At 39.0% G+C, this 19,279-nt stretch carries 16 protein-coding genes; 8 read left to right on the forward strand and 8 right to left on the reverse strand.

The features are described from left to right. Positions 1-60 precede the first annotated feature (60 nt). Complete coding sequence (locus H5154_RS01800) at positions 61-690, reverse strand: hypothetical protein (RefSeq protein ID WP_145235262.1); 630 nt, start codon at positions 688-690, stop codon at positions 61-63. Positions 691-780: 90 nt separating this feature from the next. Further along, positions 781-1,263, reverse strand: a complete 483-nt coding sequence (locus H5154_RS01805; protein ID WP_145235259.1) for a DUF2947 domain-containing protein — start codon at positions 1,261-1,263, stop codon at positions 781-783. 60 nt (positions 1,264-1,323) lie between these two features. Between H5154_RS01805 and H5154_RS01810 the strand changes: the two genes are divergently transcribed. Genes H5154_RS01810 through H5154_RS01820 form a run of 3 tightly spaced genes read left to right on the forward strand, consistent with a single transcriptional unit; the run spans position 1,324 to position 3,652 of the window. Next, on the forward strand, positions 1,324-1,563 hold the full coding sequence (locus H5154_RS01810; protein WP_145235257.1) for a DUF1653 domain-containing protein: 240 nt from the start codon (positions 1,324-1,326) through the stop codon (positions 1,561-1,563). 51 nt (positions 1,564-1,614) lie between these two features. After that, entirely contained in the window at positions 1,615-2,463 is an 849-nt protein-coding gene (locus H5154_RS01815) for a MoxR family ATPase (RefSeq protein WP_145235255.1), read from the forward strand. 1 nt (position 2,464) lies between these two features. Further along, positions 2,465-3,652: a VWA domain-containing protein gene (locus H5154_RS01820; RefSeq protein WP_182717189.1), complete on the forward strand. Its 1,188-nt coding sequence runs from the start codon at positions 2,465-2,467 to the stop codon at positions 3,650-3,652. Positions 3,653-3,743: 91 nt separating this feature from the next. On the opposite strand, the gene H5154_RS01825 is transcribed toward H5154_RS01820, so the two are convergent. The 4 genes from H5154_RS01825 to H5154_RS01845 all read right to left on the reverse strand — a co-directional run bounded on the left by H5154_RS01825 (position 3,744) and on the right by H5154_RS01845 (position 9,519). Beyond that, positions 3,744-6,533, reverse strand: a complete 2,790-nt coding sequence (locus H5154_RS01825; RefSeq protein ID WP_182717190.1) for an NACHT domain-containing protein — start codon at positions 6,531-6,533, stop codon at positions 3,744-3,746. Then, entirely contained in the window at positions 6,533-7,981 is a 1,449-nt protein-coding gene (locus H5154_RS01830; RefSeq protein WP_182717191.1) for a P-loop NTPase fold protein, read from the reverse strand. The genes H5154_RS01825 and H5154_RS01830 overlap by 1 nt, the downstream gene beginning before the upstream one ends. 192 nt (positions 7,982-8,173) lie before the next feature. After that, the gene (locus H5154_RS01835) at positions 8,174-8,488 is read right to left on the reverse strand and encodes a DNA-binding transcriptional regulator (RefSeq protein ID WP_182717192.1); all 315 of its coding nucleotides are present in this window, start codon (positions 8,486-8,488) and stop codon (positions 8,174-8,176) included. A 506-nt stretch (positions 8,489-8,994) separates the two neighbouring features. Further along, on the reverse strand, positions 8,995-9,519 hold the full coding sequence (locus H5154_RS01845) for a Spy/CpxP family protein refolding chaperone (RefSeq protein WP_182717194.1): 525 nt from the start codon (positions 9,517-9,519) through the stop codon (positions 8,995-8,997). Positions 9,520-9,691: 172 nt separating this feature from the next. On the opposite strand from H5154_RS01845, the gene H5154_RS01850 reads away from it, so the two are divergent. Genes H5154_RS01850 through H5154_RS01860 form a run of 3 tightly spaced genes read left to right on the forward strand, consistent with a single transcriptional unit; the run spans position 9,692 to position 12,730 of the window. Then, a complete protein-coding gene (locus tag H5154_RS01850) occupies positions 9,692-10,381 on the forward strand; it encodes a response regulator (RefSeq protein ID WP_149982148.1) in 690 nt (229 codons plus the stop codon). After that, complete coding sequence (locus H5154_RS01855) at positions 10,359-11,774, forward strand: ATP-binding protein (protein WP_182717195.1); 1,416 nt, start codon at positions 10,359-10,361, stop codon at positions 11,772-11,774. The genes H5154_RS01850 and H5154_RS01855 overlap by 23 nt, the downstream gene beginning before the upstream one ends. Positions 11,775-11,785: 11 nt before the next feature. Continuing rightward, on the forward strand, positions 11,786-12,730 hold the full coding sequence (locus H5154_RS01860) for an alpha/beta fold hydrolase (protein WP_182717233.1): 945 nt from the start codon (positions 11,786-11,788) through the stop codon (positions 12,728-12,730). Here H5154_RS01860 and H5154_RS01865 read toward each other — a convergent pair. Then, on the reverse strand, positions 12,706-13,617 hold the full coding sequence (locus H5154_RS01865) for a cation diffusion facilitator family transporter (protein WP_145235244.1): 912 nt from the start codon (positions 13,615-13,617) through the stop codon (positions 12,706-12,708). The two genes, H5154_RS01860 and H5154_RS01865, sit on opposite strands and share 25 nt — an antisense overlap. Before the next feature lie 108 nt (positions 13,618-13,725). Between H5154_RS01865 and trmL the strand changes: the two genes are divergently transcribed. Together trmL and H5154_RS01875 are read left to right on the forward strand one after the other, a co-directional pair. Continuing rightward, on the forward strand, positions 13,726-14,190 hold the full coding sequence (gene trmL, locus H5154_RS01870; RefSeq protein ID WP_149982151.1) for a tRNA (uridine(34)/cytosine(34)/5-carboxymethylaminomethyluridine(34)-2'-O)-methyltransferase TrmL: 465 nt from the start codon (positions 13,726-13,728) through the stop codon (positions 14,188-14,190). A 162-nt stretch (positions 14,191-14,352) separates the two neighbouring features. Then, positions 14,353-18,198, forward strand: coding sequence for an EAL domain-containing protein (locus tag H5154_RS01875; protein ID WP_220493353.1), 3,846 nt, complete (start codon positions 14,353-14,355; stop codon positions 18,196-18,198). 73 nt (positions 18,199-18,271) lie between these two features. On the opposite strand, the gene gpsA is transcribed toward H5154_RS01875, so the two are convergent. After that, complete coding sequence (gene gpsA / locus H5154_RS01880; RefSeq protein ID WP_145235238.1) at positions 18,272-19,279, reverse strand: NAD(P)H-dependent glycerol-3-phosphate dehydrogenase; 1,008 nt, start codon at positions 19,277-19,279, stop codon at positions 18,272-18,274.

Consider the following 19,279-nt stretch of genomic DNA (forward strand, 5'->3'; position numbering starts at 1 on the left):
AAACACTCCTTGATTTTACTCTACCAGTACAAATTTATAATGCGATTAAGGCTACTGGTATTATATTTTTTTAACTCGAACATGGGGACGTTTTAAATTACGCCAATTGATATTGCCTGCTAGCAGCATTTCTCTCAGTGATAAAATACGCGGTGTTGTGCGTTTATCAAAAGACCACTGATGGCCACAACAAGCAGCGGCCATTGTTGCCTTTGTGGGCTTTAATAACACCACCGACTGCCCTTCAAGCGGCTGACCTTGGCAGTCAAACCAACCATGCTCATTACAATGAAGTTTATTGTCGCTTACTTGGTCGATGCTGTCTATTGCAACACGGGTTTGATTTGCGCTATTGAGTAAAAGCGGAACAATTAAACCTACATTTTTATGTGTTTGATAAAAATCATCATTATTTTTTGCGTTGGGAGGCTGAGCTTTTTGCTTATCAAGCCAACAGCCATTGTGCGGATCTAACTGAAAAGGAACTTGACCATTTACCACGGCCGTTGCTGCGCGTTCTATATAATAAGGAAGACTTTTTAATCGCTTGCGTAAACGCTGCTCATTCACTTCAACAACTAATTGACCTATTTCCCGCGCATAAAAAGCATTGCACAACTGTGCATATAGCACACGTTGTGTATCTGATTGCCAAATATCGACTTGTTGAAAGGGGTCGCTTGCAGCCAACGATCATACTCTAAAACATCTAGTTGCTTGTTTTATAGCACAGTATTGACTGCTTTTTAAGCTCTGCTATTTACAAAAGCAAAGCTCAGGTTACTTAACTTGTGACTTTATACCTAATTTAGCATCGCCAGTTTCTAAAAACTGCACTACTTCATCACGTTTCTTACCTAATAACAGACTACCATCAGCTAAAAACATAAAATTTTGCCAATTGCGTTTAAACACATCAAAGCTGGTTTCGATAATATTATCGCGGGCGATACAAAAATACACGGTGGTATTAGCTTGCCAACCTAAGTGCGCAAGTATCTCAGCTGGCAGTTGCTCAGCGCCGGCTTCCCATGCAGCTTCCCAGTGAATAGTTTGCGAGAAATTGTCTTCGTTACCACACCAGTCTGTTTTTTCAAAAAAATCAGGATGGTCATGTTCACGACTCACCATGGTGCTCCATAAAACAGCGGCACGCTCATGGCTCATAGGTTTAATTAAGGCAAGGTCTTGTTCTGTTACTGGCGCATCTTTATGACGAAAAACCCACGCTTTTTTGTAATCATCTAACGAAATATAGTTCATAGTATTGGCAAATTAGTTAGCATTAAAAGTGCAAAGACAAATTATACAAGAGATCAAAACATGACTACAGCAATAAAACCACATACCCTCAAATCAGGCATATACCAACACTACAAAGGCCCAAAGTACAAAGTTCTATACGTCGCCACTCACAGTGAAACAGACGAACAATTAGTTATCTACCAAGCCTTGTATGGTGAGTTTGGCATGTGGGCACGACCACTGAGTATGTTTAGCGAAACCGTCGAGAAAGATGGCCAAATTATTCCACGCTTTAGCTACCTTGGTGAAGCCGATTAACTATGGCATGATAGGCATATTGTTTACTGCTCAGACCAGATAGGTATTTACGTGCAATTTAATTCTACTAATAACTACATCGCAAGTTCAGCGTTAAAACAAGCGGTTAATGCGGCTATTTTGCTGGAAAAGCCACTTTTGATCAAAGGCGAGCCCGGCACTGGTAAAACCATGCTGGCTGAGGAGTTGGCTAAAAGCTTAGACACCACACTTATCCAATGGCATATCAAATCGACCACTAAAGCGCAGCAAGGCTTATATGAATACGATGCAGTATCACGCCTTCGCGACAGCCAATTAGGTGATGCCCGGGTAAACGACATTGGCAACTATATTATTAAAGGCAAGTTGTGGCAGGCATTTACCTATGGTGAAGAACATAACAAACGCCCGGTATTATTAATTGATGAAATAGACAAAGCCGACATCGAATTCCCGAACGACTTACTATTAGAACTCGATAAAATGGAATTTCATGTTTATGAAACCGGTGAGCGTGTAATCGCAAAACAACGCCCTATTGTGATCATCACCTCAAACAACGAAAAAGAACTGCCCGATGCCTTTTTACGCCGTTGTTTTTTCCATTACATTGATTTTCCATCTAGTGATGAAATGCAGCAAATTATCGATGTTCACCACCCACACGTAAAACAAGATTTAGTTCGCCAAGCGCTAGAAGTATTTTTTAATCTACGTGAAGTCAACGGCATTAAGAAAAAGCCTTCCACCAGCGAGTTACTTGATTGGTTAAAACTGCTTATGGCTGAAGACATCGATGCAAAAACTCTGCATGACAAAACTCAAAAAGGCGGTTTAATGCCAATGTTTGGCGCACTACTTAAAAATGAGCAAGATATCAGCTTAATTGAAAAACTTGCCTTTATGAGTCGCCGTTAAGATGTTGGTTGCGTTTTTCTTCAAACTGCGTGAATACCGTTTACCTGTTAGTTTGCGCGAGCTGCTTGATTTGATCAACGCGCTAAAAAAAGGCGCGGTATTTGCCGATATTGACGGATTTTATTATTTAGCCCGTACCATAATGGTTAAAGACGAAACCCACTTTGACAGGTTTGATAAAGCGTTTGCTGATTACTTTAGCGGCATTGCCGATATCGACTTACTCGAAAGCTTAAAACAGCAGCACAACTTACCTGAAGATTGGCTGCGCAAAGAGTTTGAAAAACACTTAAGTGATGAAGAAAAAGCCCAGCTTAAAGCCATGGGCGGCCTTGATGAGCTAATGAAAACCCTCAAAGAGCGCCTAGAAGAACAACAAAAACGCCACGCCGGCGGCAATAAATGGGTGGGCACCGGTGGTACATCGCCATTTGGCGCGTATGGCTATAACCCTGAGGGCGTAAGGATTGGTCAAGACGGCAACCGCAATCGCCAAGCGGTAAAAGTATGGGATAAACGCGAATACCGTAATCTGGATTCTGACCGTGAAATTGGCTCACGCACTATTAAGCTCGCCCTTAAAAAACTGCGCAAGTTTGCTCGCACTGGCGCCAGTGACACCCTCGACTTAAACGAGACCATTCGCGCGACCGCCAAGCAAGGCGGCATGCTGGATGTAAAAATGGCACCAGAGCGCCACAATGCGGTAAAAGTATTGATGCTGTTTGATATTGGCGGCTCAATGGATGATTACATTCACACCTGTGAAGAATTATTTAGCGCCGCGCATAGCGAGTTTAAACACTTAGAATTTTACTACTTCCATAACTGCTTATACGAACATGTTTGGCAAGACAACCAACGCCGCCATTCCAACGTCATCGACACCATGACGCTGATCAACAAGTTCACCAGTGACTATAAAGTGATCTTTGTTGGCGACGCCACTATGGGCCCATATGAAATTGCCTACCCTGGCGGTTCAGTGGAACACTACAACGAAGAGCCCGGCAGTGTTTGGCTTGCCCGTATCACTAATCACTTTGATAAAGTCGCCTGGCTCAACCCACAACCGGTTGAACACTGGCCATACTACCAATCAATTGATTTTATAAAGCAGCTAATGAACAACCGCATGTACCCGCTGAGCTTGGATGGGATAAGTAGCGCTATAAAAGAGCTGAGTTGATTGAGTAAAACCCCCATTACCTTATAAATGATATTACGACTCATGCAATTCAAGCTGACAATTGCATGAGTCGTAAAGGCAGCCGACATTTTTAACTTTTTTCACTTAAAAAAATATTTAGTCCTCGAAGCTCTAACTCCTTTAGAACAATTTTATTTTTTTCACTTAAAGCAGTATTAAATGTAACATCTAAATATTTCAAACTATTGATTTCAATAAGAAAAGAAATATCAATCTCATTATCAACTTCAAATGTTAACTCTTCTAACTGTTTGAGCTGATTTAATAGCCTCCAATTAGCATCGCTTGGTATATTGGAAGCAGTTAGATCTAACCTTTTAAGTGATTTTAAAGTCTCTATTCCTGATAGACACTTTATGTTTGAATTCATTACCTGACATGAGTTTAAATTTACCAATCCTTTTACGAATTCAAAGTTCTCAATACCTGTCCCAATAAAAACAAATATGTCTTTTAAATTAATAATATTTTCCGCAAACTTGATCTCTTTTAAATCAGGAGCTATTAAACTCAAAGAGGTTAATGAGCGGCTCTTAATACTCTCTAAAAAGTGTCCTTTATGATGACAACTTAAATCAAGAGTTATTAACTTTTCCATACTCTCGATATTCGGTAAAGCATTCAAATTTTCAGAACTTATTGATAAATGCTGTATAAAATCAAAAAAATTAAATTTAGGTAAAAACTTGAATTGACCTTTAAATTCAACCTTTTCCAAATTTTTAATTTCAATGTCCTTCACACTTTTAAAGTCGTTAAAGCCACTCAAAGCAAGAGTTTTAATCTTATTGAGCTCTCCTAGCCATTCAAAATTCTTTAACCTATGATTGTGAATAGATATAACATGTTCATCTTTCAAAAGTTCAATTAGTGCTTTGTCATTTTCAATTTTTTCATTAATTGGAAACACAACTTCAAGTCTGCGAATACCATTATTTGTATAAATAGCTTTTAGTATACTAAGCTCTAATTCGTTCTCTATTTTTATAGGTAACTTAACCGCTGTGTTATCAATAAGCTCTTTCTTTAAAAAGAGAAGTTTTTCTTCAAAGTATTTTTTTTTCAGCTGGGAAAAGTCAACTTTATTGAACACTTTATTGTAAAAAATTCCTATTTCTTTTCGGTTCTTCCCTTGTGTGGATAATTCTTCAAAAACCAAAACCCAAATTTCTTTCCAAGCTGCTTCATAAGTACTATTCACTAGATACTGAAAGCCAGTCTTATTATCCTGTAACGTATCTAAATTTAAACTTATAAAGTAGGCGCAAAAATATTCTTGAAATGATAAATGACTAAAGCCAAATACATTTTCTCCATCTTCTACCCCTTTAGGTATTAAGAAACCCGTTCTATTTTGTAAATAATCAACTAAGTTATTACTATGTTCCGATAATGAATCAACATCTATTATTTCAGATAACTGTAACTCTAAAAACAGCTTTAGTTGCGATTCTTTTACTGTAAAAAAACTGCTATTGCGGTTTGGCTTTGGCAGGCGCTCTCTTGCTTCTTCTAATTCAGCTTCGTCGAATGAGACTATGCTTTTTTCCGGTAAACATAAATCTCCAGCATGCATAAAATAGGCAAGCTTTGAGAGCCAATTCTTAATATCCTGATAGTCATATTCACGACCTAATTTATGTTCTAATCTTCTGGCTTTGTCCATTGACTCAAGATATGTCCCAACAATTCTCTGATATAACTCAGCTCTACCGTGGGGTAACCGACCTCTACGCCATTGAATAAAACAAATTAAATTAAGCAGTACGGGTATTCTTGACAAAGCATTTATCTGAATTAATTGAGCACTAATATTAGTAATATTTTCAATAAACTCTTTTCTTAACTCCATTTTAGGGGGTAAATATTTTTTCACCCAGTTTTCTGAAAATGCCCTTCTCTGCTCTGGAGAAAAAGGTGCCAGATATAAAATAGTGGGTAAATTTAGAGCTCTATCCAAAGAGACTTCCATATCATTACTTAACTCATTATCGGCGCTGATATTAACTTTCATTCCTTTGCTGAATTGTTCAATACTGTATTTTAAAGGAGTAGCTGCCTTTATAGATTTACTCCTTTTATCTTTTTCATACCAAAAATTCTGATTATTAAAACCAACAATACGGCTGGTCATCAAAAGTCTTGTTTTAGGATACTCACGCAATAATTGCTTAATTTGCTTAGCAAGCCAACTTGTTAACTCAGGTGAAATTTCATCCAAACCATCAATTAGAAAGAAAACTTGTCCAGTAGTTAATATATCAAAAAAGCTGTTTTTAGTGCTCTGCTCATTTAATATCAAATTAAAAAGAGCACCACCTTGCTGCATAAATATTAAATTTATAAATTCTTCGTTCGAAAGCTCAGATAAGCTTTCTTGTGATAACTTGCGAACAGTCAGTAAGAGTGGGAAAAGCGGGCCTAAGCGTTTTTTTGCATAATTGTCACTCCAATGACACAGTGAACAAACCAGCCATTTTATTAATGTACTTTTACCAACTCCCGGATCACCCAACAAGACTGTTCTTGGGTTTTCAACAATTAAATCAGCAACTCCATCTAATGGTAGAGATCTAGTAGCTTCTACATCACCATCAACTTTTGCTAAATGCTCAGCCGTAATACGGGTTTTACTTAATTTAGGAATAACGTAAAGCTCATCAATATGAACTAACTTTTTATCACCATCACTATCGTCTAAAGCTAAGCCCTGGTTATCTAAATGGCGCTCTTCTTTTAAAAATTGATCTAAATAGCGATACAATGGTGATTTTGCCAAATTCTTAAAATCACTAACTGATGGCTCAATGAACTTAGGCAAAACATCAGAAAAAAGACCTATAGATTGTTGTGTCCACATTAGTTCACCTGATTATGATTAAAATAGTTAATAAATTGATGCATGATTTCACTAATAGTTGCAGGAGGTGTCTCTGCATATAAATGCAAACCTACTTCATCATCAAATAAAGGTTTTAATTTAAAGACACTTAAATCACTTGGATGTTCATACTTAGCTTGAATCCCTGTCGTACGGTGATCTTTATTTAATTCATAGAAAGCAGAGCTTGGAGTTGTATAACGACTATCCTCTTCAGGTTTGACAAACTCAAAAATATCTAATGCCGCATCAGCTCTTAATTCAATACTTTCGTATATTCGTCTGTAACTAACAGAAAGGCTCGAAACAATTAAAATTATTGCAGCAAATGATTTAGAACGTTTCTCTTCATCAATAGCTGTAAACTCTTTAAAAAGACTACATTGTTCATCAAGCTCACCTTTAACATTAGAGCCATCAACTTTTCTTAGATATCCAGCTAGTTTGTTAGAAATCATTTTTAAGCGCCTAGGATTAGCAGGCAAAACATCATACTCTTCCAGTATTTCATCTAAATCAGCAATTACCGTAGAGCCATTTTCATCTCTAAACAGTCGCCTTAAATGAGATATAAAAAAGTCTGACTTTTGTTTTTGGTTAGGAATGGGTAAGCGATAAGCTTCCTGACATAACTTTTCTAAATACTCTACACCTAAGTAACTATACTGATTATCAATCTCAGTTTTTCTTTCGGGCATTAAATTAATAAACTGTTTTTGTAAAAATCTCTCAATTTGCTGCTGGTCAATAGCAAGAACAACTGTGCAATTAGGTATACTCAAATATAGCTTCAATCCCTCAAGCAATTTATAAGCATTTTCTGGTTCACAACGATCTAAATCATCAATAAAAATTACAAGCTTCTCTTTATTATTACCTAATAAAGCACTAACAGCCTGGGTAAGGGCATCATTGATTTGATCTGCTGCTAAACGACTCAGTAAATTATCTTTTTCGTATTTTTCACCGATTTCGCTTATTTTGCTAAAACCCGATAAACCAGTAGCCTGCTTTATCACACCATCTAAAACAGTTAATGCACCAAGTACACTTACACTAGCTAACTTGCCTGCTCCATCAATAAACTTTTTACTCGATGAAAAGTGATTTTTAATACAATGTAGTAATGCAATAATTGGTGATACTTCATTTTGATAACGCCAAGCTTCAAACCAGATACCGGTATACTTACCTGTTTGTTCTTGCTTATTATTAGTAATTTCGGCTGGAGAAGTTCCGGTTACTTTTTTATATACACCAGCCAAACAGGAAGTTTTTCCGCTACCCCAATACCCAGTAATAGCTATAGTGCGAGGGCTTTCTGACTTCTCAATATCTTCAGCTATAGTTGTGGCAAAAGACTCTGTACCTAAAAATTGACAAGTGTCAGCAGTTGCCTGATCATTGTGGCTATGTTTTAACGTCATCCAAGCTATCCCTTTCTTTTATAATTCAATCAAACTTATATAGTAAATATCAACTATATCAAAATTAGGAATTCTAAGTGAATAATAAGGTTAATAATATTAACCTCCTCTTCCAATGAACTAGCTTGTTTACTCGTTACTATGAAATATATAAGTAAAGCAACAACCTTAGCCTGTGAATTCAACTAACATTTACAACTCAGCTATATAATTCAATGTCTCAGGATGGCGCTGTACCAGCTTTAATAAAGTAACAGCTTGACCATTCGGTGCGCTGCGGCCTTGCTCCCAGTTTTCAAGGGTTCGTGCTGAGGTATGTAATAAGTTTGCAAATACCCCGCGCGACATATTAAATGCTTCGCGAATATTGATTATTTCATCGGGTGAAATGGCGAGTTCACTCGCGTCACTTACAGTATGAGTGCGTAAGGTTAACTTGCCTTGCGAATGTGCTTTAGCATCAACAAGTGCTGTACTTAACTCTGAAAATAAATCACGTTTGCTCATTGCGCCACGCCTCCATAAAGTCTTTTAACTGTTTCTTTTGATCTGCTGTTAAATACTGTTGTCGGTATTTTTCAAAAATAACCGATGCTACAAAGATAGATTTCATGTCATTAAATATACGCAACTAACGTATACTTATCAAGCAACCTTGCTATCTATCGTCACTATGACGCGATATAAAACCTGCGACCAATTCGTAGGCGCGGGTTTACCCCGCGCAAATATAAATTATTCACAAAGAGGTTATGATGCGCTGCGCTTTTAGAGAAGTAATTGTAAAAACAGGGCCTAGGTAGTGGCTAGGTGCTGGGGTGTATTCGGAGCTCGTTGCTCGAAGCCCGCGGCATTTTTCTTCTCATTTACGCTCATTCACTTCTCCTTGTGCAAAAAGTCTTTAAGTGACGAAAGCCAGCCACGAGGTAAACTCGCTACATGGGTCGTTAAAAAAGAAAAGCGCGGGATCTCTCCCGCGCTTCATTTTTCGCTTTAGTAATTTTGGTAATTACTTAGCTTGCCGTTTGTTCGTCACGGCTGCGTTTTTTGTCACCTTTTTTACGCATGTGCTTTTTAATTTCTTGGTACTTTTCACGTTGTTCAGCATTTAATACTTGCCATACTTGATGCTGCGTTTTTAGGTTAATTAAGCCAAATTGCTCGCCTTTGCTTTGGCGCTGCGCTAATAACTCTTTCGCTGCGGCTTCATCAAAGGTTGGCATATCTAACAATGCTTGCATTTGTGCCTTATGGGCAGCACGCTCTTGCTTCATGGCCTGTTTATCGTTGCCACGTAGCGCTTTAAACTGTGCTTTTTGCGCATCAAAAATGCTTTTTAACTGAGTTTGTTGTTGCTCAGTTAAATCAAGCTTTTTAACGCCACGCTCAGAGAGTAAAAAGCGCGCTTGTTTATGCTGTTGAGAATGGCCTGGTTTATGATCCATGCCCTCTTTTGCTATTACGGCGCCAGTGCCTAATGTTGCTGTCGCTAATCCACAAATTAATACTAATTTAGAAACTTTACTTGAAATAGTCATAATCATTACCTTTGAGTTGCTTGTAACTTAGTGTCTGTTCAGTTGTTATGTTCACTATAACTAACCAAGTGCAAAGCAACGCAAAGCAATGTAAAGGTTGTGTAAAGGTTCACTTTTAAGTGCGTTAAGGCGTAAAATGAAGTTATTCCAGCGTGGTTAAGGTGAGCAAATAATGAAGCTATTAATGATTGATGATGATACCGGTTTATGTGAATTACTCTCAGAGTACTTAACTGCGCAAGGTTTTCAAATAGAATGTGCCCATGATGGCGAACAAGGCTTAAAACAAGCGCTTGAGCAAGAGTATGCATTAATTTTACTCGATGTTATGTTACCGAAACTAGATGGCTTTGAAGTATTAAAACAGCTTAGGCAAACAAAATTAACGCCGGTGATCATGCTAACCGCCAAAGGTGAAGACTTTGACCGTATTTTTGGTCTTGAACTAGGCGCTGATGATTACATTCCTAAACCATTTAATCATCGTGAATTACTCGCGCGGGTTAAAGCGATTACTCGTCGTATAGAACATATTACTAGCCTAGCAAATACCAGCAGTAATAAGTTAACCGTTAATAATATTGTTATAAATTTAGCTGCCCGCGAAGCGTATGTAGATGAACACCCGCTAAGCCTAACCGGTACTGAATATGAAGTACTTGCCTTACTGGTTAAACATGCAGGTGAAGTGGTCAGTAAAGAGCAAATAAGTGAAGAGGTGCTCGGTAGACGCCTAGCCTCTTTTGATCGCTCAATTGATATGCATGTGAGTAATATTCGTAAAAAAATTGCCGAGTTCAACAATGCAGAACGAATAAAAACCATGCGAGGGACTGGTTATGTCTTTATCCAAGGGGAGTAATAAAACTCGGTTTTCTTGGCTAAAACATCCTCAGCACTTTTTATTTTTCAAAATTTTTGTGTGGTTTTGGCTAACAGTAATAGGCACCATAACTGCATTGGTGTTTTTAAGTAACATTGCGACCAATCAAGTCAGTTATGAGAACTTACATGGGCCCATGCAGAAAAACTTGCAATACACGGCCAAAGGCATCGAACGTATGGTAGTCAAACATAATAAATCGATTGCCGAAATTTTAACTCATCCGCGGCTTGCAAAACAAAAGTTACTATATTTAAATTCAGATCAGCCAGATCACTCGCTCAGTAGCAGAGTACCATCAAGTGAGATTGATTTAAGTTTACTTAATTTCACTAAAAACATGCCGCCACAAATTATTTTTACCGAGTATTATCAAGCATTCGGACCGATAAAAATAAACCTTCCTGAGGGGCAATTTTACCTATACGAAATTGATGAGAATCATCAACCACCTTTTTTTATACGGTTAAAGCTGATGCCGATTTGGCTAAAAGTGATCATTGCTTTACTGGCTTCATTAACTTTAAGTTTTATATTTAGTCGTAACCTAATTGCACCTATTAATCACTTAAAGCAAGCTGCAATTAAGCTCTCTGACGGCGATTTAACCGCGCGCGCTGAAATTGATCCAAACAGGCAAGATGAACTGGGCGTACTTGGCCGCGACTTTAATAGTATGGCAAGTCAGTTAGAGCAACTGATTTCTGCACAAAAGCGCTTATTGGCTGATATATCTCACGAGTTGCGTTCCCCCCTAACTCGCCTTAAAATGGCTACGGGTCTTGCGCAAATGCAGACCCCAGAAGAAAACCAAACCTATTTATTACGCATTGAAAAAGAAGCAAATCAGCTCGATAAAATGATCGCTGATGTGCTGCAAGTATCGCGCTTAGAGGCGAAAAGTCAGGCGCTATCGCTGCATCAACAATCCTTACAGATCATTATTGATCATGTTTTGAATGATGCACAATTTGAAGCTAAACAGACTAATAAGCAATTAATTATTAATGGCCAACTCAATGTTGATATTTATTGTGACGAGAGCCTCATTGCCAGTGCGCTAGAGAATGTTTTACGCAACGCAATAAAATATGCAGAGCAAACAATCACCCTAACATTGAGTTTAAGTGATGCTATTTATATAGAGATCAGTGATGATGGCCCGGGCGTCGAACCGCAAAATTTAGGCAAATTATGTGAGCCTTTTTTCCGCCAATCTGATGCACGAGACAGAACTAGCGGCGGCACAGGACTTGGCTTAGCGATTGCTAAAAATGCAATTGTCGCCCATTCTGGCAGTTTAACGCTGCATAATAAACAACCAAGCGGGTTATGTGTGCGTATCGCCTTACCTCTGGATAAACAAAAATAATCATGGCCATTATGTTTTACAGCACAGAGCAAAACTTACTTACCCAACAACCTGAGATCACAGAGTTTTTTCAGCAGCAGTTGCACAAAGCGCAGCTGACTACCGATAATGGCGATTTATATTATGGCTATGTGATACCTGAGCATGCCAAGGCCGCTATTGTTATTTGCTCTGGACGCATTGAAGGATTAGATAAATACCAAGAGCTAATCTGGGAGTTATATAAAAATAACTATGCGGTGTTTATTATTGATCATCAAGGACAAGGCCGTTCTTATCGCGCTTTAGCCAACCCTCATAAAGGTTTTGTTAATAAATTTAGTGATTATGCTGATGATTTAGCACTGTTTGACCGTTTAATTGTCAGTAAACTCTACCAAGGCAAAAAGGTCATCCTCGGGCATTCAATGGGCGGCGCGATTGCTTTTGATTTCCTAACCCGGTTTGAACATAACTACAGTGGTGTATTTTTGTCTTCGCCCATGTTTGATATTTTCACTAAAGGTATTCCCAAACCACTGGCTAAACTTGCCGCCCGTGCTGCCTGTTTGTTTGGTTTTAATAAACACTATGCGTTTGGCCAAGCAGATTACCTGCCTGATGAATTCGCACAGAATGACCTTACCAGTAGCGAAACTCGCTATGATTTATTTAGACAAACCTACCAAACGGATAGCGCGCTACAATTAGGCGGGGTGACTTACGGCTGGTTGAATGAAGCTTTTGGCTTTATGGCAACTCTTGAAAAACAACAGCTATCGATTCCACTTTTTGTAGCCAGTGCTGAGAATGATACTGTGGTTGATAACCAAGCCCAATTAGCCTTAGTTCACCGTCAAAGTAATGCTATTTTACAAACATTTGCGAATGCTAAGCACGAGTTACTATTTGAACAAGACACCATTCGCAAAGCTGTGCTTAGCCGTTTTTATCAGTTTTGTGATTCATTAACTTGAGCGCGGCTATTACTCAATGACATTGGATCTTGATGAATCAAAATATCCATTTCACAATTAAATTCTTGTTGGATCATCGCCACTACTTCATCCGCTACATAATGAGCACGGATCAAGGGGAGTTGATCTTCAAGCTCTAAATGCATTTGAATAAACTTAACTTTACCACCTTGTCGCGTGCGTACGTCATGTACGCCAAATACATCGTTATGACTGTTAGCGATTGATATGATACTGGCTTTTTCGTCCTCAGGTAGCTCTTTATCCATTAAATGGTCAGCGCTTTGCCTAGCAATATCCCAACTGTTATAAAGCAAATAACCTGCAACACCAATGGCAAAAATAGGATCCGCGTACAGCATGTCATTTTGCGCAAGCAATATTGCCAGCAGTACTGCTGCATTTAAAATTATATCGCCTTTGTAATGCACAGAGTCTGCTTTAACTGCAATGGACTCGGTATGCTTAATGACTTGAGTTTGTACATAAACCACCACTAAGGTGCAAGCAATCGCAAATAGACTAACCCATACCCCGAGCATTGAATGACTTAGTACCACAGGATTAAATAATCGCTCTATACCATGAAACGCCAATAAACAACCAGAGCCTGCAATAAATGCCGCTTGCCCTAAACCCGCCAAGGCTTCGGCTTTACCATGGCCAAAACGATGATCGTCATCAGCTGGGCGCAGTGCATAAAAGAGCACCATAAAACTCATTGCTGAAGCGGTAATATCCATCAAAGAATCGGTGAGTGATCCGAGCATAGAGGCAGAGCCAGACGCAAGCCATGCCCAACATTTAGCAGCAATCATTAAACTCACCATCACCATAGTGACCACACTTGCTGTTTTTACCCAAAACTCATAACTGCGCTGATGCACGTTTTTGCCTATGCTTAAAGTGTTTACTTAAAATGAGTATATCATTTTTTTTATCTGTTTCGTGTATACTCTCGAACGTCAAAATGTAGATCACCAATAAGGCTCGTTATGCTTGATATCGTTTTATACCAACCTGAAATTCCACCTAACACAGGGAATATTATTCGCCTGTGTGCAAATACGGGCTATGCTTTGCATTTAATCGAGCCTTTGGGCTTTGAGTGGGACGATAAGCGCGTGAAAAGAGCTGGCCTTGATTACCATGAATTTAGCCATGTGCAACGCCATCCGTCATTTGCAGCTTACTTAGAAAAATGCCAACCTAAAAAAGTATATGCATGTACCACTAAAGGCAGTCAATTTCACCATCAAGCGAGTTATGAAGCAGGTGATTGTTTAGTGTTTGGCCCAGAAACCCGTGGCTTACCAGATGATATAATTCAATCACTACCTAATGAACAACGTGTGCGTATTCCTATGCAAGCTAACAGTAGAAGCATGAACTTATCTAACGCAGTGGCTGTTTTTGTTTATGAATCATGGCGTCAGTTAGGCTTTCCTAACGCGCAGTAAATTATATTAAAATGCGCCTATATCGTTGGGCGCCTTGTTTTATAATCACCATTATAATTTAGCACTACATATAGCAATAAATTTGCTTCGAGTGGATTCGCATTATTTCTATTCCTACACTATTCTAAATAAGTTCTTTTTAAACTGATTCAATGGATTGTAATGCGTTTTTTCCTTCAAATATGCTGTTTTATTAGCATGTTATCTATTGTAAATGCAAACGCGAGTGTAGCTGAATTAAATGCGAATGAACTTTCGCTACCCGCCATTAATGACTTTACTCAAGACCCGAGTAATGCGTTTTGGCTCGCTACCAATAAAGGGCTGTTTAATTACGACTCGGTGCATCTTTTTAGTGGCCAAGCACCACCTTTTTCATCATTTGCGAATCAAGCCATTTTACAAGTAGCTACTTATAAATCCTGGTTATTAATTAACACTGAGCAAGGGCTGAGTTTAATAAACTTAATTAACAACCAGTTAATTCAACTAACAGCAACACCGCTAAAACAGCCGATATTAACCACCGAGCTCGGCTTTTACTTTCTGTACCAAGGTCAGATCCACACTATAAAAGACGAAAAAATCTATTCTCCATTCGCCTTTTCAGAGCAGATCGTCGAACTCGCATTGGGATTTAACAACAGCCTATGGCTACATTCAGGTAGTAATTTAGTTAGTCACTTTGATTTAGCAAGTAATGCAATTACAGCTCAGCTTATCGTCCCCGCGCCTATCGCGCAATTGAGTCCAAGTCAAACCTCAGCAGCGATCCTTATCAATACCAATAACGACCAACATTACCTGTTTAACAACGCGCACTCTATGCAAGAAATAAAACTCCAGCATGCGCATGTTCAACAACTAAATTACTTTGATGATCAGCTTTATTATTTGCATAAAAATCGCGCTTATAAACATGATTTAACGAGCAAAAACACTAATCCTTTATTTTATAGTGCTCCTGCACGCTTTTTATCAATTAAACAAAACAACCAACAACTGTGGCTGCAAACTGCCACTAAAAGCTGGCTAAAGCTCCCTGTAATGCAAATTATCACAACTCCTATCACCGATAATCCTGCTCCGCGTATGCAGCAATACTTTGACATGTTGGAACAGTTAGGTAATTTTACACAACATAAAAAAATTATTACCATCGCTTATCTGCGCGAAGACAAATGGGCTGTTGCAACCGACACTGGTTTATATTTATACAGTGCCCGCAACCTCACTTTTGATTTATTAATAAAGGATCAAGTTGCTGCGCTGCATTCAACTGCCCCAACAACACTGTGGGTAGCAACCAAAAAGCAATTAATAAAATATGATTTTGCGACGCAGCAACAAAGCCAAACACTACCAATTAGTAACATTAATGCTTTAACATCCCTTAATGACGAGCAATATCTCGCAAGTGATGGTGAGCAATTATTTTATATTGCTAAACAACAGCTCACCGCCCTTGAGCTTGAAACTGAAGCCCTCGGGCAGATCAATGCTATGTATTATCAACGCAACTCTTCAAGGCTTTGGCTTGCGACAAGTAACGGCTTATGGCAGAGCCAATGGCAAGCACCTGAAAATTCTCAGCAAATAACACTTGAGATAAATTTTGATAAAGTAAGTACATTTAACACCACAGCCATTTACGAAGCACCACAAAATGCTTTGTGGATAGTTGATTCTCAAGCGATAAAACTCTACAAACCCAGCACTAACCTATGGGTTGAAAATGCCACTCATAGTATTGCCGCTTATATTGATGATTCTATTAGTTATGAGCAACTTCCAAAATCACTCTTTAGCGTTAGCTACCGTGATAAAATAATGTTGTTTGCGCCAACGGGTAATACTTTATTAGAAGTGCATTCAACACAAGTACCACCTCAAAACAGCTCTTTTTTAATCAGTCATCTGACTTTACACTATCAAGAGCAAGACCAAGACTATTACCACTTAGCAACCAACGCAGTAAATACCAGCCAACCGCTAAAAGGCATCTCTGTTTGGTTTAGCAGTAATGGCCTCTTACCTATGCAGCTCAATTACCGACTCGATCCCAATGGCGATTGGCTAGCACTGCCGAATGCTCAGACCATGCTGTCTCTGGCTAGTAATGCAAAGAATATTTATCTTGAAGTTAAAAACCTTAATCAAGTAAATAACGAGCCGTTAGTGTTAATGATTAAACAAACGGCTTTTGCCTTCCCTCACTGGATCAACCACCTCGTTTTAGCGGCTATTTTTGCTATTTTACTGCTGTTAATTGTTTATAGATTAAAAAGTGGTGCTAAGCATAATTTGGTCAACGCGTTAATGACGCAATCAAAAGATGCCATTTGGATCGCCAATGAGCAGTTTCAAATCACGAACATAAACCAAGCATTTACAACTATTTGTGGCTTTACTCTTGCTGATGTAGTGGGTAAAAAACCAAAAGCATTTACTGTAAACGGTCGCGATAAAAAATTAGAAAGCCTCATTTATAATGATCTAGAGGTTGATGGTTATTGGTCTGGTGAAATTTGGAATGTGCGTAAAGACGGGCAACCCTATGCCTTAGATTTATCGATAACCAAAGTAAAAACCCCTAACCTACGTACTAGTAGCGCGCATTATATTGGGTTATTTTCAGATGTAACTGCACGTAAGAATAATGAACGTGCGATGCTTAAATTAACCACTCGAGATTCTGTCACTGGGCTTTCCAATCGCACTATTTTTATTGAATCTGTAAATAAGGCAATTGCCAGCTGTAATAACAACTTCCCTAATTTACTGATTATTTTTATAGATTTAGACAATTTTAATAAAATTAACGAATCCCTTGGTCACGCAATCGGTGATGAACTATTAAAAGAAGTTGCGGGCAGACTCACTCGTAATCTTGATTCTGGTTATACCTTGGCCCGCTTAGGGGGAGATGAATTTGCTATACTCGTACCGCCCTATTTATATTCAGGCATGTCCGTCTTTTTCGCCAAAAAACTGGCCGATAATATCCTTAAACAATTCCAAACACCGTTTATGCTTGAGGGTATAGAGAGCTTTATTTCTGCCTGTTGTGGTATCGCCGGGTACCCAGAAAACGGTTATAACAGCGAAGCACTGATGCGCAGCGCCAATAGTGCGCTCAATCACGCTAAAAAGATAGGTCATAATAATTATCAATTTTTTGATAAATCTAAACACACAATTGATATGAATGAACTTAGTAAAGAAAGCGCACTTTTTCGGGCAATCGAACATCAGGACTTTCAATTATTTTACCAAGTAAAATATAACGCAGATAAAGATCAAATACATGGTTTTGAAGCCTTAGTGCGTTGGCCGCAAGTTGATGGCAGCATCATTAGCCCGGCTGAATTTATCCCCCTTGCAGAACAAAATGGCGCAATTATTCCACTCACTTTATTGCTAATGAAGCAGCTATTTAAACAACTAGAGTTATGGCGTAATGAAGGAGTAAGTTTTGGTAAAGTGGCAATTAATATTTCGGCTCTGCACTTTCAGCAAAGTAGTTTAGTCGAAACCCTCACTGAGTGTTTAACAAACTATGATGTGCCTGCACGCTGTGTTGAGTTAGAAATAACCGAAAGTGCCATGATGGATAACCCTGAATTTGCCCAACAGCAAATGAACCGCTTAAAAGCATTTGGCTTTACCATTGCGCTGGATGACTTTGGTACTGGTCATTCATCATTGGGTTATTTAAAACGTTTTCCAATCGATACTTTAAAAATTGATCGCTCTTTTATTAAAGATATTGTCGATAGTGAGCAGGATCGTAATATTACCGCGACAATTATTCGCCTCGCTAAATACTTACATATCGATGTTGTTGCCGAAGGAGTTGAAACTAAAGAGCAGGCTTATATGCTGCATGTTATGGGCTGTAATACGATGCAAGGCTATTATTATAGTCGTCCGCTTTGTGCTGAAAAGGTAGCTACTTATCTCGAAAAAAACAACCTGAGAAAACAATCTAATTTGATGAATGACTAAGTACCTTGTTAGTTATAAGATTAACTACCAGCGTTTATACAAACCCATAAACGCTGGCAGCTACAAGGCACTGTTACTCTGATTTTTGCTCGCGACCTAATAAAGCCATCGCGGCTTCTTTCACGTCTTTATTTTCATAAAGTACCTGATAGATTTGCTCAGTGATCGGCATTTCGATACCAGTACGTTGTGCAAGTAAATAGACTTCTTTGGTGTTGCGATAACCTTCGACCACTTGACCAATTGATGCTATCGCCTGCTCTACCTTTTCACCTTTACCCAGTGCTAAACCAAAACGACGGTTACGAGACTGATTATCGGTGCACGTTAGGATCAAATCTCCCAGCCCAGCCATGCCCATAAAGGTTTCTGACTTAGCACCAAGCGCGCAGCCTAACCGGCATAACTCAGCTAAACCACGGGTGATCAATGCTGTCCGCGCATTAGCACCAAAACCAAAGCCGTCAGACATACCAGCGCCAATCGCAATCACATTTTTAACCGCGCCACCGAGCTGAATACCAATAAAATCATTATTGTTATAGACCCTAAATGAGCGACCACAATGCAATAGTTCAGCTAACTGTTTTGCAAAGGCTGTTGATGTTGACGACACTGAAATTGCAGTAGGTAAACCCATCGCCATTTCTTTAGCAAATGTAGGGCCTGATACGACCGCAAGTGGCACATCATCACCTAATTCTTGCTGTGCAACCTCTTGCAAAAGTCGGCCTGTATCTGGTTCAAGCCCTTTGGTGGCCCATGCAACTTGTGCCCCTTCAAGTAATGAAGGCTTAATTTGCTGTAGCGTATCGCCAAATGCATGACTTGGCACAACAACCAAGATCACTTGGCTTGCAGTTACTGCGGTGTGTAAGTCGGCTTCAAGGTGTAAAGTGTCAGGAAAAGTGACATCAGGTAGGTAACGTTGATTTTTCCGCTCAGCTGCAAGCGTGGCAACGTCATCGCTATTGCGACCCCAAAGTGTCACTTGGTGACCGTTTCGGGCTAAACAAATAGCAAGGGCGGTGCCATAAGACCCCGCCCCTAATACAGTAACAGCTGAATTGGCTGTACTCAT

Origin of the sequence: Pseudoalteromonas sp. SR44-5 (genome assembly GCF_014163675.1) — a bacterium.
Lineage (GTDB): Bacteria > Pseudomonadota > Gammaproteobacteria > Enterobacterales > Alteromonadaceae > Pseudoalteromonas > Pseudoalteromonas rhizosphaerae.

Coding starts and splice junctions, on each gene's coding strand:
- H5154_RS01830 (WP_182717191.1), bottom strand. CDS start 7,981: ATGACGTTAAAACATAGCCACAATGATCAGGCAACTGCTGACACTTGT.
- H5154_RS01835 (WP_182717192.1), bottom strand. CDS start 8,488: ATGAGCAAACGTGATTTATTTTCAGAGTTAAGTACAGCACTTGTTGAT.
- trmL (WP_149982151.1), top strand. CDS start 13,726: ATGCTTGATATCGTTTTATACCAACCTGAAATTCCACCTAACACAGGG.
- H5154_RS01845 (WP_182717194.1), bottom strand. CDS start 9,519: ATGACTATTTCAAGTAAAGTTTCTAAATTAGTATTAATTTGTGGATTA.
- H5154_RS01855 (WP_182717195.1), top strand. CDS start 10,359: ATGTCTTTATCCAAGGGGAGTAATAAAACTCGGTTTTCTTGGCTAAAA.
- H5154_RS01820 (WP_182717189.1), top strand. CDS start 2,465: ATGTTGGTTGCGTTTTTCTTCAAACTGCGTGAATACCGTTTACCTGTT.
- H5154_RS01875 (WP_220493353.1), top strand. CDS start 14,353: ATGCGTTTTTTCCTTCAAATATGCTGTTTTATTAGCATGTTATCTATT.
- gpsA (WP_145235238.1), bottom strand. CDS start 19,279: ATGAGTACAGCCAATTCAGCTGTTACTGTATTAGGGGCGGGGTCTTAT.
- H5154_RS01850 (WP_149982148.1), top strand. CDS start 9,692: ATGAAGCTATTAATGATTGATGATGATACCGGTTTATGTGAATTACTC.
- H5154_RS01825 (WP_182717190.1), bottom strand. CDS start 6,533: ATGTGGACACAACAATCTATAGGTCTTTTTTCTGATGTTTTGCCTAAG.
- H5154_RS01860 (WP_182717233.1), top strand. CDS start 11,786: ATGTTTTACAGCACAGAGCAAAACTTACTTACCCAACAACCTGAGATC.
- H5154_RS01805 (WP_145235259.1), bottom strand. CDS start 1,263: ATGAACTATATTTCGTTAGATGATTACAAAAAAGCGTGGGTTTTTCGT.
- H5154_RS01810 (WP_145235257.1), top strand. CDS start 1,324: ATGACTACAGCAATAAAACCACATACCCTCAAATCAGGCATATACCAA.